General features: G+C 52.8%; 12 protein-coding genes. 6 read left to right on the top strand and 6 right to left on the bottom strand.

Going from position 1 to position 15361, the window contains the following annotated elements; all coding sequences use genetic code 11:
• Positions 1 to 45: 45 nt before the first annotated feature.
• The 4 genes from rmuC to katE all read right to left on the bottom strand — a co-directional run bounded on the left by rmuC (position 46) and on the right by katE (position 5723).
• Positions 46 to 1614, bottom strand: coding sequence for a DNA recombination protein RmuC (gene rmuC, locus EVX52_RS22565; RefSeq protein WP_129955160.1), 1569 nt, complete (start codon positions 1612 to 1614; stop codon positions 46 to 48).
• 157 nt (positions 1615 to 1771) lie between these two features.
• Positions 1772 to 2299 carry a DedA family protein gene (locus EVX52_RS22560; RefSeq protein ID WP_013577438.1) on the bottom strand — a complete coding sequence of 176 codons (528 nt, stop codon included), beginning with the start codon at positions 2297 to 2299 and terminating at the stop codon, positions 1772 to 1774.
• A gap of 154 nt (positions 2300 to 2453) precedes the next feature.
• The gene (udp, locus tag EVX52_RS22555) at positions 2454 to 3215 is read right to left on the bottom strand and encodes a uridine phosphorylase (RefSeq protein ID WP_129955161.1); all 762 of its coding nucleotides are present in this window, start codon (positions 3213 to 3215) and stop codon (positions 2454 to 2456) included.
• Between the two features lie 225 nt (positions 3216 to 3440).
• The gene (katE, locus tag EVX52_RS22550; RefSeq protein WP_129992169.1) at positions 3441 to 5723 is read right to left on the bottom strand and encodes a catalase HPII; all 2283 of its coding nucleotides are present in this window, start codon (positions 5721 to 5723) and stop codon (positions 3441 to 3443) included.
• A 173-nt stretch (positions 5724 to 5896) separates the two neighbouring features.
• Here katE and EVX52_RS22545 point away from each other — a divergent pair, with 173 nt between their 5' ends.
• Entirely contained in the window at positions 5897 to 6724 is an 828-nt protein-coding gene (locus EVX52_RS22545) for a dienelactone hydrolase family protein (protein WP_129992168.1), read from the top strand.
• Between the two features lie 88 nt (positions 6725 to 6812).
• Here the strand turns inward: EVX52_RS22545 and fsa are convergent, their stop codons facing one another.
• On the bottom strand, positions 6813 to 7475 hold the full coding sequence (gene fsa, locus EVX52_RS22540; RefSeq protein WP_129955164.1) for a fructose-6-phosphate aldolase: 663 nt from the start codon (positions 7473 to 7475) through the stop codon (positions 6813 to 6815).
• A gap of 11 nt (positions 7476 to 7486) precedes the next feature.
• Positions 7487 to 9991, bottom strand: coding sequence for a phosphoenolpyruvate--protein phosphotransferase (gene ptsP / locus EVX52_RS22535; protein ID WP_129992167.1), 2505 nt, complete (start codon positions 9989 to 9991; stop codon positions 7487 to 7489).
• Between the two features lie 365 nt (positions 9992 to 10356).
• On the opposite strand from ptsP, the gene EVX52_RS22530 reads away from it, so the two are divergent.
• From EVX52_RS22530 to EVX52_RS22510, 5 genes are read left to right on the top strand one after another with little or no spacing between them, the layout of a single operon-like run.
• Positions 10357 to 11436, top strand: coding sequence for a PTS fructose transporter subunit EIIC (locus EVX52_RS22530; protein ID WP_129992166.1), 1080 nt, complete (start codon positions 10357 to 10359; stop codon positions 11434 to 11436).
• A gap of 17 nt (positions 11437 to 11453) precedes the next feature.
• A complete protein-coding gene (locus EVX52_RS22525; protein ID WP_129955167.1) occupies positions 11454 to 11783 on the top strand; it encodes a PTS fructose-like transporter subunit IIB in 330 nt (109 codons plus the stop codon).
• A gap of 16 nt (positions 11784 to 11799) precedes the next feature.
• Positions 11800 to 14097, top strand: coding sequence for a formate C-acetyltransferase (locus EVX52_RS22520; RefSeq protein WP_129992165.1), 2298 nt, complete (start codon positions 11800 to 11802; stop codon positions 14095 to 14097).
• Positions 14063 to 14950, top strand: coding sequence for a [formate-C-acetyltransferase]-activating enzyme (locus EVX52_RS22515; protein ID WP_129955169.1), 888 nt, complete (start codon positions 14063 to 14065; stop codon positions 14948 to 14950). The genes EVX52_RS22520 and EVX52_RS22515 overlap by 35 nt, the downstream gene beginning before the upstream one ends.
• A 23-nt stretch (positions 14951 to 14973) precedes the next feature.
• Entirely contained in the window at positions 14974 to 15318 is a 345-nt protein-coding gene (locus EVX52_RS22510; protein WP_129955170.1) for a PTS fructose-like transporter subunit IIB, read from the top strand.
• Positions 15319 to 15361 lie beyond the last annotated feature (43 nt).

The raw sequence follows: 15361 nt of genomic DNA, 5'->3' as shown, positions 1-15361 counted from the left end.
ATCACCGATGGTGATTCAACATATTGCGAAGATTCACGCATTGAATCACACACAATGCGGCCCCTCTGAGAGCAATGCCTGCTCGTGAGCGGTTAACTCACCCGGGTTCAGCGTCTGTTCTTCTTCCGCATCAGAGGTATCGGGCAGAGATGCGGTGTCTTCAGGTTCGTTTTCCGCTTTCGCTATTTCAGCCAGAGAGGGACTGATAGGTCGTTTAACTTCAACACCCAGCGCGCGAAAACTTTCCACCTGCCCGATAAGATTACCACGGCCTTGCGAGAGTTTATTCATCGCGGATCGATAACTTCCCTGCGCTTTGTCGAGACTTTGTCCCATCGACTCCATGTCATCCACAAACAGTCGCAGTTTGTCGTAAAGACGGGCCGCGCGATCGGCGATACGTTTGGCGTTCTGACTCTGATGCTCATAGCGCCACAAGTTGCTGATCGTTCGTAGCGCCACCAGCAAGGTCGTCGGGCTGACCAACATAATATTGTGGCGAAGCGCTTCGCTGATCAATTCGGGCTCCCGGTCGATAGCCAACAAAAAAGCAGGCTCAACGGGGATAAACATCAGCACATAATCGAGGCTGCGCAGACCGGGAAGTTGCTGGTAATCTTTGCGCCCGAGCAGGCGGATATGTCCGCGCACTGAGGCAATATGTTCATTGAGTGCCGCTTCCCGCTCGCTGTCATCCTCACTGTTGAAATAACGCTCATACGCAACCAGCGTCATTTTGGCGTCAATCACCACGTCTTTATTCTGCGGTAACCGTACGACCACATCAGGTTGCATCCGGCTGTTGCTATCCACCTGCACGCTGACCTGCGTCTGGTATTCATGCCCTTCGCGTAAACCGGAAGCCTCGAGCACGCGACTCAGAACCACTTCACCCCAGTTGCCCTGCGTTTTATTATCACCTTTCAGAGCTTTAGTCAGGTTGACGGCTTCGCGTGCCATCTCCACATTCAGTTGCTGTAAATTGCGGATCTCATGCGCCAGCGTATGACGCTCACGGGCTTCCTGCCCGAAGCTGTCCTGCACCTGGCGGCGGAAACCATCCAGTTGCTCACGCAACGGCAGCAGTAACTTATCGAGACTTTGCTTGTTCTGTTCATCGGCACGACGGCCATTTTGTTCGAAAATCCGGTTAGCCAGGTTTTCAAACTGGCTGCTCAGGCGCTGTTCGCTGTTAATCAGCAGACGCTGCTTTTCTTCAGCCGCCATGCGGGTTTCGTCCAGACGGGTCGAAACCTCACGCAACTCAGCTTCCTGCGCACTGTTGATTTCCCGCTGCGCACGCAGTTCCTGATTGAGTTGGTCACACTCGTTTTGCCAGTGGACAAGAAGTTGTAATTTTTCCTGGCTGGCCGCCTGCAGACTGTGCAGTTTTCGCAGCTCAAGTTCAGCTTCACGCAGTTGCTGCTGGCCTGATTGCCGCTCGATTTTGTGCGTATCATTTTCCGTTTTAAGCTGTTCCAGCGATTGTTCCAGCAAACGGCGTTGCGTTTCATACTCCGTCTGTTGTTGCTGTTGGCGCAAACTGGCAATCAGCCATCCTAAGAGTAAGCCAATTAACCCTGCCCCCAGGGCAGTCAGAATGCTGATATCCACGTGATTTCCCTCTTCAAGTCTCTTGCGGCCAAGGTAATGTCAGGCTGTATGGATGTCCAGTCTATTTTCTGTTGCATTGAACCTTTGCGAGACGTCTTCCAAAAAGGAATTTCTCTGTATTTGCCCCCTTGCGACGGGCAACGACAGAGGGCAGGATTTAAAACCAGCGGCTCAGCCACTGAATGCCAAACGCACCGGGTGCCAGAATGCCGAAAGCCCAGATAAGTGCCGAGGTCACATTCGCAATCTGGAAATACTTTTGCGGCATACCGCAGATGCCAGCAACCAGTGGCACAACGGCGCGAAGCGGGCCAAAAAAGCGGCCGATAAAGGCCCCCGGCATGCCCCATTTTTCAAAGAAAGCATGCCCCCGAACCAACATTTGCGGATGACGGGAGAAAGGCCAGAAATTGCCAACACGATCCTGATAACGGGCACCAATCCAGTAAGAAAGCCAGTCGCCCAGGAAAGCCCCCGCAGCGGCGGCTGCCCAGATGGGCCAGAACGGTATGCCGGTTTCGCCAATCAGCGCACCGAGCCCCAACAAGATAAACGTTGCCGGAAGCAGCAGGGAAAGGAATGCCAGCGATTCACCAAAGGCCAGAAAAAAAACGATCGGCGCAGCCCACACCTGATGGGCACGAATGAAGGTAGTGGTGTACTCAAGAAGGTCGTGAACAGTCAAAAATGCAGTTCCTTGTGTCAGAGATCCGGAAGGGAATACATCAATTATTCCAGATGGATTACTAACATGACCTTAACAGATCTGCTTAACAGAGCAAAAAAACGGGCCGTCAGAGGCCCGTTGATAAGATGTGGTTGTTTTAGTTTTACAGGGACTAAAGCAGTCTGCGGGCCGCTTCGACAACAATCTTCACCGCATGGCTTTCGGTCTTTTTCATGGTTTCTGCATTAGGGATTTCCTGCTGCGTGCGGTTCACGATAACACCGGCAACCATCCCGGCGCGCAGACCCTGGCTTGCACACATGGTCAGCAGAGTCGCGGATTCCATTTCGTAGTTCATGACGCCCATTTCCTGCCATTCTTTCATCGATTCTTTGAAGCGACGGACAACACGGCCGGAGTAAGTGTCATAACGTTCCTGACCCGGATAGAACGTGTCAGAAGATGCAGTAACGCCAATGTGTGTCGCGGCTCCCACGGCTTCTGCCGCCGCAACCAGCGCGGTAGTGCAGGCAAAATCGGCTACCGCAGGGAATTCCATCGGCGCAAAGTGCAGGCTCGCGCCATCAAGACGAACGGCAGCGGTCGTGACCAGCACGTCACCGACATTGATATGTGGTTGGATCGCACCCGTTGTGCCGACACGCAGGAAAGTACGGATCCCCAGCTGTGCCAGTTCTTCCACTGCGATGGAGGTAGAAGGCCCGCCGATACCGGTTGAGCAAACAATCACAGATTTGCCATCAAGCTCAGCACGCCATGAGGTAAATTCGCGGTGGGAGGCCAGACGAACCGGGTTCTCCATCAGTTTGGCAATTTTTTCTACGCGCTCAGGATCGCCGGGAACAATCGCCAGCGACGCGCCGTTTAAATCTTTTTTGGCCAGGCCAAGATGGAAAACTTCGGGCTGAGACATAACAAACTCCTCGGTGTGTAAGGTCATTTATTGGCAGGAGGAACACCCGGCAACTGTACTCAACATTGTGGCGTTATTTCGTGACGGTCGTCACTATGATGTAACAACTTGAATTGCGCATACATTTATTTTGTGACACTCATCACAAAATAAAGGTGCATTTCACTGAAACCTGAACAGGCAATCTCCGTTACCGGAGGTTGCCTGCTTTCCAGCTACAGCAAATCAGGCAGGCACAGCCTCTGCCAACGCACTGCGTGACCAGATCCGGTGTTTGAGCATTTCTTTCAGGAACGTTTTCAGTAATGCTCCCTCCGCTTTTTCACCTTCGACAATGCCCTCTTCCGGCACGTCATCCGTCAACCCCAGCAGTGATTTGAAGCGGCGTGCATCGCCACTTAGGCCTACGACTTTCAGGTGCTTGTAGGCCTCGAGCACGTAATGCCGCGCATCGCCGTTCATGAGCAGTGCATCGATATGTCCGTGCGGAACAATCACCGCATCCACGGTGATGGAAGGCGCCCCGGCAAAGGTTGCATCAACCGGCAACGTGGAGCCATCATCGGCAGTTACATTGCCTAAATGACTGGCCAGCAGTTTAGGATGGACGCCTGCGACCTGAAGCGCCTGCAACGTTTCCAGAACATCTGCCGCTTTCACGCCCTCCCCCAATAATATTGCCACCTGACGTCCTTTGAGCGTGCCTTTACCGCTGGCATACAAACTCAGCGACGGATCATTTTTCAGGCCATTCACCGGCTTCGGCGGTTTGATATTCAGAGTATCTGCGGAAAGGGTAATACCCAGATTCTTCGCCACTTTTTGCGCCAGCGTCTGATCAACATGCGCCAACAGATCCACCACCCGCTCGCGGATATAAGGCCGCGCCACTTTCGATAATTCAAATGAGAAGGCCCCGATAATATGATCCTGCTCCGCCGCTGTCTGGCTCAGCCAGAACAGGCGCGGATGGGCATAATATTCGGCAAATGACGGGCTGCGCTGACGAATTTTTTCTGCACCAATACGCTCAGGATAACTTTCAAAGCCGCCGCCGGATGCTGCCGGAGGCGTTTCCCTTGGCCAGTTATTGTTGATGGAATTCGGCTCGTAGTTTGCCGGATTAGTATCAATATCCTGGCGGTGCATACCGTCACGCTGGAAGTTATGGAAAGGACATGTCGGCCGGTTGATCGGAATTTCATGGAAATTTGGCCCGCCAAGACGGCTGATTTGCGTATCGGTGTAAGAGAACAAACGCCCCTGTAACAACGGATCATTGGTAAAATCTATGCCCGGCACAATATGTCCGGGATGGAACGCGGCTTGCTCGGTTTCAGCAAAGAAATTATCGGGGTTACGGTTAAGCACCATTTTGCCGATCAGTTCTACGGGCACCAGTTTTTCGGGAATGAGTTTAGTCGGGTCGAGCAAGTCGAAATCAAATTTGAATTCGTCTTCTTCCGGGATCAACTGAACCCCCAGTTCGTATTCCGGATAATCTCCGGCTTCGATGGCTTCCCACAAATCACGGCGGTGAAAATCCGCGTCTTTCCCCGCCAGTTTCTGTGCTTCATCCCATAACAGAGACGCTTTTCCGGCCACCGGTTTCCAGTGGAAACGGACAAAAGTGGCTTTCCCTTCGGCATTCACAAAGCGGAACGTATGAATGCCGAAACCTTCCATCGTGCGGTAACTGCGCGGAATGCCGCGGTCAGACATCGCCCAGAAAACGTTATGCAACGTTTCCGGTTGCAGAGAAACGTAATCCCAGAAGGAATCATGCGCACTCGCGCCTTGCGGGATTTCATTATGCGGTTCAGGTTTGACCGCGTGGACAAAGTCAGGGAATTTATGTGCATCCTGAATAAAGAACACCGGCGTATTGTTACCCACCAGATCGTAAATCCCTTCATCCGTATAAAATTTGGTCGCCCAGCCGCGGATATCACGTACGGTATCTGCCGAGCCGCGGGAACCCTGAACAGTAGAAAATCGTACAAAAACCGGGGTTTTCTTTTCGGGGTCTGAAAGGAAACTGGCTTTGGTGACATCTTTCATATTGCGGTATGGCTGAAAATAACCGTGCGCTGCCGCACCGCGCGCATGAACGATACGTTCCGGGATGCGCTCATGGTCAAAGTGAGTGATTTTTTCGCGCAGGATGAAATCTTCAAGCAGTGTCGGACCGCGGCTTCCGGCTTTCAGCGAATTCTGGTCATCGGCAATTTTGGTGCCCTGATTGGTGGTCAGCGGCTGTTTTTCCCCATTTTTGCGGTGGTGTTCTAATGCATCAAGTTTGGTATTGCTATTTTTCGGACTCCTGGCGCTGCCGGAAGCTGTCGGTTCTTTTCCTGGCGGTGTAGGTTGTGCTGAAGGCTGATAAGCACGATCCTCGGGGGCAAGATCCCCCAGGCCTGGCTGCGAAGACTCAATGCCCGTGGCGGGGGCGCGGCTTACCGGTTTTAACTCACTTTTCTTGGTGACTTTAGAGGGTGATTTGGACATTGAACATAGCTCCTCGGCAAAAGTTTCGGGTGTTCTGTGAATCTTCCGTGATGACTTTCCTGATTAACTTTTAACTATAGAACATCTCTTGCGCCTTGCTGTTCATGCTTTCCGGCTATAGTTTTAATCCATAGCCACAGATTTCCGTATGGACACTTGCCTGGAGACACCCGATGAAAAAAGAAGAATTGCTTACCCTGAAACAGGCTCCGACCAGCTTTGCTCCTGCCGTCACGCCCGTCGCCAGCACCACCATACATACCGACACCGACGGGCTGCACGCAGGCCAGACCACCATTCCCTCACAGGGCGAAGATATGCCCGCCTATCTCGCCCGTCCTGAACAGTTCACCGGTAAATTACCGATCGTGCTGGTCGTGCAGGAGATTTTTGGTGTACATGAACACATTCAGGATATCTGCCGCCGGCTGGCGAAGCAGGGGTATATGGCCATCGCGCCGGAGTTATATTTCCGTCAGGGTGACCCGCGTGATTACACCGAAATCAGTGAGCTGTTTGCCAAACTGGTCAGCAAAGTGCCGGACCAGCAAGTGCTTTCCGATCTCGATCATACTGCACACTGGGCATCACAGCATGGCGGGGATATTTCAAAATTAGGTATCACCGGTTTCTGCTGGGGCGGGCGCATCACCTGGCTGTATGCGGCGCACAATCCGCAACTGAAAGCGGGCGTAGCCTGGTACGGTAAACTGGTCGGTGATAAAACGCTAACCAGCCCGTTCCAACCGGTTGACCGCGCAGCGGCACTGGATGCACCGGTGCTGGGTTTGTATGGCGGGGAAGATTCGAGCATTCCTCTGGATACCATTGAAACCATGCGACAGGCCATTCGCGCAGCCAATGCCACAGCGGAAATCGTGGTATATCCCGAAGCGGGTCACGCGTTTAACGCCGATTATCGCCCGAGTTACCATGCTGAAGCCGCTGCCGATGGCTGGCAACGCATGCTGGCTTTCTTTGCGCAGTACGGAGTTAAGTAAAAGTAAGGCGTAAAGTAAAAGGATACTGACCAGAATGACAAAGGCCCGACAGGTTTTCCTGCCGGGCTTTTTACGCAACGTTAGCCGATTAAAGTGAAAGTTGCCCGAAAGCACCTTGCCAGTCTTGTTCAAATTTATCGACAGCCGCCTGTACGGCGGGCGCACTGATCAATTGCTCCGCGACATCGACAGGGATCGTGACCGATTGACAGCCTGCCAGCAGACAGGCCAGAACCTGGCGCGGCGTTTTAAAACTGGCGGCCAGCACTTTGGCATGCGGCGCATGCAGGGTAAGCAATTGCTGCAACTCGGTCACCATCGCAATGCCATCACCCCCCTGGGCATCCAGCCGGTTAACATAAGGCGCGACATATTCGGCCCCGGCCAGTGCCGATAGTAACCCTTGCCCCGCACCATACACAGCGGTTCCCAGGGTTGGAATTTTACGAATACGCAGCGTCTTAATCGCTGCCAACCCGGCAGCGGTTACCGGCACTTTGACCACAAGCCCTGGCACGCGGGAATACAATAATTCAGCTTCTTCAACTATCTGCTCAGTTTGATTTGCCAGTACCTGCGCAAACAGTTTCCCTTCTCCTCCTAATGCATCACGAAGCGCGGGCAAAACCTCCCACAGGGAAGTTTGCGATTTAGCCACAATGCTCGGGTTCGTGGTCACGCCCTGCAACGGCAAAATCCGGGATAAACGTTTTACTGCGCTGATATCAGCAGTATCCAGATAAAGTTCCATACCCTCTCCTGTCAGAGTTCAAGCTCTTGTTTGAGCAACGTTTCAATCTGTGCTGCCGTGGCCGAATGCATCAGTGCGTCGCGGAAACTGTCATGCATAATCCGTCGCGCCAGCCTTGAGAAAATCCGCATATGCTGGTCGCCTGCGGCATGTTTATTGAGGGTCAGCATGATCACAAATTGTGCTTGTTCATCACCCCACTGCACCGGTTGCGGAAGTTTCGCGACGCTGATAGTCGATTGCTCAATGTGCTCTGATTTGGTGTGCGGTATCGCAAAACCAAACCCGAGACCGGTGGAAAATACGGCTTCACGCGCCCAGACATCAGCGGCGAGTTTGCGCGGATAACGGCAACGCCCTGCCAGCATCAGGTTATCCACCATACCTTTAATCACTTCTTCTTTGCTGCGCCAGTCGGCATTAAGCGTCACACATTCCGTCGTAATCAGCGGAGCATCGTTAAACGTCATCCTGAACTGCGCCAGCAGGTGTTCGACTTCCAGCGACGTCCGGCACTGCATGGCGCGGTTAAGCAACAGGCGGCATTCACGGCTGTCGAGTTTTGCCAGACGCGCTTTGGTCACCGGAACTGACGGCGCACTCATGCTAATTTCATCAAGCCCCATTCCAACCAGTAGCGGCAACACCGAGCCTTTCGCGCCCAGCTCACCGCATAAACCAATCCATTTACCGTGACGATGCACCTCGCGCACAACATGATCGAGCCCGCGCAGAAAGGCCGGATTCAGGCTGTTGTAATGGCGGGTCACTTTCGTATTATCACGATCGACCGCCAGCAGATATTGCGTCAGGTCATTGCTGCCGATGCTAAAGAAATCAATCTCTTCACAGCATTGATCGATGATGAACATCACCGACGGCACTTCCAGCATGATCCCCAACTGAATTTTTTCATCAAACGGCACTTGCTCGCTGCGCAGCGACTGTTTGGCTTCCGCCAGCTTCTCTTTCACCCATAAGATCTCCTCCATGGAAGAGATCATCGGGATCATGATTTTCAGCGACCCGTGCGCCGAGGCGCGCAGGATCGAACGCAACTGCGTATGAAATAACGGCAGAAATTCCTGATAAATACGCACGGCGCGATAACCGAGGAACGGGTTGTTTTCGGCAGGAATGTTCAGATAATGAACCGGCTTATCTCCCCCGATATCCATCGTGCGGACAATGATAGTTTTGCCCCGGGCTGCCTCCGTCGCCTGACAATAAATATTGTACAGCTCATCTTCGGAAGGGGCGCTGGCGCGGTCCATATACAACATTTCCGTACGGAACAGCCCGATCGCTTCAGCGCCATGATCAAATGCCGCGCTGGCTTCAACCGAATGAGCGATATTGGCCGCCACTTCAAGACGCACTCCGTCTGCCGTGTACCCGGGTTTATCGAGATATTCGCTTTGCTGTCCGCGCAGCGCCTGTTGCACTGCCTGTTCCTGACAATAATAACGACGTACCGGTTCGCTGAGTGCACAGGCAATCAGACCGAGATCGCCGTCGATCAGCACATCCTGCTGTAAATAAGCCAGAAGTGGTTGCGGATCCACACCGACGAGAGTGGGTATATTGAATGATCGGGCGAGGATCACGGTATGTGACGTACTGCCTCCGCTGCCGAGCAGCAGACCTTTCAGATGGGTTTTATCCAGTTCGAGAAACTGGCTCGGCGTCAGTTCATCGGCCAGACAAATACTCGCTTCGCTCAGTGCCTGTTGGGAAGGAAAGCGTTCCTCACCATAGATTTGCTGTAAAAGCCGGAAGCTGACATCACGAATATCCAGTTCGCGTTCACGCAAATAAGCACTGGACGATTGTGCGAGTTGCGAGCTGAAATATGCTGCGGTGTCCACAATACTTTGTGCACAGCTCCGGTCTTGTGCCACACGGCTCAGCAAAGCTTCGCGCAGGCTGTTATCACGCAGCAAAGAAAGGTGTGATTCCAGCACCGCAGTCATCGTCCCGCTGCCCGCCATCAATTGTAAATTGAGAGATTTTTCCAATCCAGCCAGCCCGCGGCAAAGCAGGCTTTGTTCTTTATCTTTCCCCTGAGACGCGGGTAAGTCCCTGAGTGTTGCCAGGTTCACATCAGAAAGGCTGACCAGTTTTCCGGACGCGCACCCTTCACTGACTGAACGGGCGCGGAAAACCAACGGAGAAAGATGGCTCAGGGATTCAGGAAGCGGCTCAAGTTCCGCGCTTTCATCATGCTCAGGCAGGGCTTCATCACAATGAGGGAGTTGGTATTCAATGAAATGAGCCAGCGCCCTGTACGCGGCGTCTTCGTCATTCCCTTCTATGGTGACCAGGCATTCATCATTAAACAGAATATCGGCACCAATCAGTGAAAGAACACTTTTACCATCGGCAACGCGGTCAGTGCGCCCATTATGCCACTGAAACGCAGACCCGAAGCCATTGCACAACGTTTCAATATGGCTGGCTGGCCGGGCATGAACCCCATTGACTAACATGCAGGTGAAGCTCAACGTCTTACTCATTTCTGAATCCTCATCCCAAATTCCGGTGTAATGCACCGGCTCTTTGCAGAATAAGAGTCAGGCGGATCCAATAGCTACCAGACAAAAATGACAAACACTGGATAAATGTAATATCTGTCATTTTTTGCGAAGCAGCTCACACAGCAAACGAGCGCACAAACCTCGCTTTATTTCGGCTTATTTGAACCTGCTCGCATTTTTGGCAGGACATTACAAAAGTCCAGTAAAACACAAATTTGTCCACTATTAGCGTTATCAGCAGCGGCCTATTGTTGTGGTCGATAGCCTTTCTGTATCTGCGGTTTTGAAATGAAACCCTGATATTTGCGATTTTTAGCCCGGCACCGGTTTTCGTGGAGTTCATCATGAAAGACTTGATCACTATTCTAAAAAATACCCGCCAGCATCTGATGACTGGCGTGTCTCATATGATCCCCTTTGTGGTCGCAGGCGGCATTTTGCTGGCGGTCTCCGTGATGTTGTATGGCAAAGGTGCCGTACCGGATGCGGCAACCGATCCGAACCTGAAAAAGCTGTTTGATATCGGTGTCGCTGGTTTAACCCTGATGGTGCCTTTTCTGGCGGCTTATATCGGCTATTCCATCTCGGATCGTTCCGCGCTGGCTCCTGCTGCCATCGGTGCCTGGGTCGGTGCGTCATTCGGTGCAGGATTTTTTGGCGCGATCATCGCTGGCCTGCTGGGTGGCATTATCGTCTTCTATCTTAAAAAGATCCGCGTACCGAAGATCCTGCGCTCGGTGATGCCGATCTTCGTGATCCCGATTATCGGTACGCTGCTGACAGCAGGGGTGATGATGTGGGGACTGGGCGAACCGGTTGGTCTGCTGACCACCTCCCTGACTCACTGGCTGCAAGGCATGCAGCAGGGCAGCATTATTGTGCTTGCCATCATCATGGGGTTGATGCTGGCCTTCGACATGGGCGGGCCGGTGAATAAAGTTGCCTACGCTTTCATGCTGATTTGCGTGGCACAGGGTGTGTATACCGTGGTGGCCATTGCCGCCGTGGCTATCGCAACACCGCCTCTGGGATTGGGTTTCGCCACGCTGATTGGCCGTAAATATTATTCCACTGAAGAGCGCGAAGCGGGCAAAGCCGCCATGCTGATGGGCTGCGTCGGCATCACCGAAGGTGCTATTCCTTTTGCCGCCTCTGACCCGCTGCGTGTCATTCCTGCCATCATGGCTGGTTCAGTGTGTGCGGCGGTGACAGCAGCTCTGGTTGGCGCGCAATGCTATGCCGGCTGGGGCGGACTGATTGTGTTGCCGGTTGTACAGGGAAAACTGGGGTATATCGGTGCATTGCTGGTCGGCATGGTTGTCACGGCACTGTGCGTCAACACGCTGAAATATCTGGCCGCCAAAAAGCAGTCGGCAAAAACGCGTCAGGAATCAGAACTTGATCTGGACTTCGAAATTAACTGAACCCAAAGGAAAACATCATGACTCACATTATTGCTGTAACCGCGTGCCCGTCCGGTGTTGCTCATACCTATATGGCGGCTGAAGCGATTGAACGCGCGGCAAAAGCTAAAGGCTGGGAATGCAAAGTTGAAACGCAGGGTTCAATCGGCCTGGAAAACGAACTGACGCCGGAAGATGTGGCGGCGGCAGACATCGTGATCCTGACGAAAGACATTGGCATCAAACAGGAAGAGCGCTTCAGAGGTAAAGTCACGGTGCGTGTGGCCATCAGTGATGCCGTAAAACGGGCAGATGCCATCATGGAAAAAATCGCAGCACATCTCGCCAACGCTGCCATCACGGATTGACGCCAGGGAGAATGAGATGACTTCCCGCACAGAACGTCTGAAAGCCGCACTGTTCGCCAGCCCGCGTGAAATTTCGCTGGAACGTGCCCTGCTGTATACCGAAAGTCACCGCAGCACAGAAGGCGAACCTACGCTTCTGCGCCGCGCAAAGGCCACGGCACATATTCTGGATAACGTTGAGATTGCCCTGCGTGAAGGCGAGTTGATTGCCGGTAACCGTACGGTCAAACCGCGTGCGGGGATCATCTCTCCTGAAATGGACCCCTACTGGTTGCTGGAAGAACTGGATGGGTTTTCAGCCCGTCCACAGGACCGCTTTAACATTTCGGAGCAGGATAAACAGATTTACCGCACACAGCTTTTCCCTTACTGGGAATCGCGTTCGATGAAAGATTTCATCAACAGTCAGATGCCGGAAGATGTCACCGCTGCCACCAAAATGCAGATATTCAGTATCAACCAGACAGACAAAGGCCAGGGGCATATCATTATTGATTATCCCCGGTTACTGAATTCTGGCCTGGATAACGTCGTTTCAGAACTTCAGCAGCGTGTCGCCGGCGCGCCGGATAATACCTTTTATCAGGCAGCGCTGATTACGCTACAGGCAGCACAGCGGCATATTTTGCGCTACGCCGCGCTGGCAGAAGGGTTAGCAGAAGCCTGTCAGGATGCCTCGCGAAAACAGGAGCTGATACGTATTGCCCGCATTTCGCGTCATATTTCAGTCAATAAACCGCAGGATTTCTATCAGGCCTGCCAGCTGTTCTGGTACATGAATATCATTTTACAGATCGAATCCAATGCCAGCTCGTTATCGCTCGGGCGCTTCGATCAGTACATGTTGCCGTTCTATCAGTATTCCCTTTCGCACGGTGAATCACCGGCGTTCCTTAAAGAGTTGCTGGAAAGCCTGTGGATAAAGTGCAATGACATCGTGCTGCTGCGTTCGATGTCCAGCGCACGTTACTTCGCCGGCTTCCCGACGGGTTATACCATTTTGCTCGGCGGCCTGACCGACACCGGACGTAGTGCCATCAATGTGCTGTCGTTTCTGTGTCTGGACGCGTATCAGAGCATTTGCCTGCCACAGCCTAACCTTGGCGTACGGGTCAATGAACTGATCGACCGTCAGTTTCTGCTGAAAACCGCTGAAACGATCCGTCTCGGTACCGGTATTCCGCAAATATTCAATGATGAAGTGGTGGTTCCGGCGTTTCTTAACCGTGGCGTACGCCTCGAAGATGCGCGGGATTATGCTGTTGTGGGCTGCGTCGAACTGTCGATCCCCGGAAAAACCTACGGGCTGCACGATATCGCCATGTTTAACCTGTTAAAGGTCATGGAACTGGCACTGTATGAGAACGAGGGCAACCCGGCGATCACTTATCCAGAACTGGTGGAACAGATCCGCCGGAAAATCAGCCATTACGTCAGACTGATGGCGCAAGGCAGCAACATCTGTGATATCGGCCACCGCGACTGGGCACCGGTTCCGCTGCTGTCTTCGTTTATTGAAGGTTGTCTGGACAGCGGTAAAGACATTACCGCTGGCGGCGCACGTTACAACTTTTCCGGTGTTCAGGGCATCGGTATCGCTAACCTCAGTGATTCCCTGCATGCGCTGAAAGGCATGGTATTTGATCAGCAACGTCTGACCTTTGATGAATTACTGGCTTCTCTGAAAGGGAATTTTGCCGGCGAAGAAGGGCTCGCCATTCGTGCCCGTCTGATCAACCGCTTTGAGAAGTACGGTAATGACATTGATGAGGTCGATCTGATCAGTGCCGATTTGCTGCGTTTCTACTGCAAACAAGTCGGGCAGTTTCGCAATCCACGTGGCGGTCAGTTTACGCCAGGCTCGTATACGGTTTCCGCGCATGTGCCGCTGGGCGCAGTGGTCGGCGCAACGCCAGATGGTCGCTTTGCCGGTGAACAACTGGCAGATGGCGGCCTTTCACCGATGAGGGGACAGGACCATCAGGGACCGACAGCGGTACTGAAATCCGTCAGTAAACTCGACAACACACTGCTCTCCAATGGCACACTGCTGAATGTGAAATTCACGCCATCAACGCTTGAAGGCAGGCAGGGGCTGAATAAACTGGCCGATTTCCTCTGCGCGTTCACCCGCCTGAAGTTGCAGCATGTACAGTTCAACGTGGTGAATGCTGAGCAGCTTCGCGAAGCGCAAAAACGCCCGCAGGATTTCGCAGGGCTGGTCGTCAGGGTAGCGGGATACAGCGCGTTTTTTGTTGAGCTGTCAAAGGAGATCCAGGATGACATTATCGGCCGCACCGCACATCAGCTCTGACGGGCAGATCCCCGTCAGGGAGGCCGCGGAAAGACACGCGCGTATCTTCAATATTCAGCGTTTTTCACTCAATGATGGTCAGGGTATTCGTACCCTGGTTTTCTTCAAAGGCTGTCCGCATCGCTGCCCGTGGTGCGCCAACCCTGAATCGATGTCGCCGCGCATTCAGATCATCAAACGTCAGGCAAAATGCCTGAACTGCCGCACCTGCCTGCAGGATCCGAACGAATGCCCGAGCGGTGCAATGGAATATGTCGGTGAAGACATCACGCTGCCGGAGTTAATGACGCGCCTGCTCAAAGATGAGGTATTTTTCCGCTCATCAGGCGGTGGTATCACGCTTTCCGGCGGCGAAGTACTGATGCAGCACGAGTTTGCCGGTGAGTTGCTCAGGCAGCTACAGGCATTAGGTATAACGACGGCGATCGAAACGGCGGGCGATGCGCCGCTGGATCACCTGCTGTCGCTCACCGATCACTGCGATCAGGTGTTGTATGACTTCAAGATAATGGATCCTATTCATGCAAGATCGGTTCTGAATATGAACCAGTCGAGAGTACGGCAAAATTTTACGGCGCTGGCGCGGCGCGGCGTTAAGTTGATCCCCCGCGTACCGCTGATCCCCGGCTTCACGTTAACGATTGAAAATATGCAACAAATTCTGGATTTTCTGCGACCCTTCAACTTAACTGAAATCCATCTGCTGCCTTTCCATAAATACGGCGAAGCAAAATATCCGTTACTGGATAAACCGTATTCAATGCATAAGATAAAGGTGCCGGATGACGCCACTGTTGCGCCGTTTTATACGATGGCCGAAAAATACGGTTATAACGTGACGCTCGGTGGATAAACTTTTTAAACAGGGGAAATATTATGTCGCTCAAACTGGTCGCCGTAACCGCCTGTATCAGTGGCGTGGCGCATACTTATATGGCGGCAGAAAAGCTGGAAAAACTGTGCCTGCAGGAAAAATGGCCGGTGAAAGTCGAAACGCAAGGTGCACTGGGCATCGAAAATGCCCTGTCACAAACCGACATTGCTCAGGCCGATGTTGTCCTGTTAATCACTGAAATTCAGCTGGAAAACAGCGACCGGTTTGCACATAACCGATGCGTCCAGACCGGAATTCACACCTTTTTACGTACGCCGGAGAAAGTGATGGCAGCGGTAAAGAAACTCGCCTCCTCGCCTCAGGGAACGAAAATTATTCTACCCTGATGGTGACGATGCCCTGTTTTCCAACTGACTACGGTATTGCCGC

This window comes from Rahnella sp. CFA14(1/10), assembly GCF_004195095.1.
In the GTDB taxonomy this organism is placed as follows: Bacteria; Pseudomonadota; Gammaproteobacteria; order Enterobacterales; family Enterobacteriaceae; genus Rahnella; species Rahnella perminowiae.
This window is presented reverse-complemented; position numbering and strand designations above follow the sequence as displayed.

What these genes read in the sequence shown, in the direction of transcription:
- EVX52_RS22525 (WP_129955167.1), top strand. Translation starts at nt 11,454, where the DNA reads ATGACTCACATTATTGCTGTAACCGCGTGCCCGTCCGGTGTTGCTCAT.
- EVX52_RS22515 (WP_129955169.1), top strand. Translation starts at nt 14,063, where the DNA reads ATGACATTATCGGCCGCACCGCACATCAGCTCTGACGGGCAGATCCCC.
- fsa (WP_129955164.1), bottom strand. Translation starts at nt 7,475, where the DNA reads ATGGAACTTTATCTGGATACTGCTGATATCAGCGCAGTAAAACGTTTA.
- EVX52_RS22530 (WP_129992166.1), top strand. Translation starts at nt 10,357, where the DNA reads ATGAAAGACTTGATCACTATTCTAAAAAATACCCGCCAGCATCTGATG.
- ptsP (WP_129992167.1), bottom strand. Translation starts at nt 9,991, where the DNA reads ATGAGTAAGACGTTGAGCTTCACCTGCATGTTAGTCAATGGGGTTCAT.
- EVX52_RS22545 (WP_129992168.1), top strand. Translation starts at nt 5,897, where the DNA reads ATGAAAAAAGAAGAATTGCTTACCCTGAAACAGGCTCCGACCAGCTTT.
- EVX52_RS22520 (WP_129992165.1), top strand. Translation starts at nt 11,800, where the DNA reads ATGACTTCCCGCACAGAACGTCTGAAAGCCGCACTGTTCGCCAGCCCG.
- udp (WP_129955161.1), bottom strand. Translation starts at nt 3,215, where the DNA reads ATGTCTCAGCCCGAAGTTTTCCATCTTGGCCTGGCCAAAAAAGATTTA.
- EVX52_RS22510 (WP_129955170.1), top strand. Translation starts at nt 14,974, where the DNA reads ATGTCGCTCAAACTGGTCGCCGTAACCGCCTGTATCAGTGGCGTGGCG.
- katE (WP_129992169.1), bottom strand. Translation starts at nt 5,723, where the DNA reads ATGTCCAAATCACCCTCTAAAGTCACCAAGAAAAGTGAGTTAAAACCG.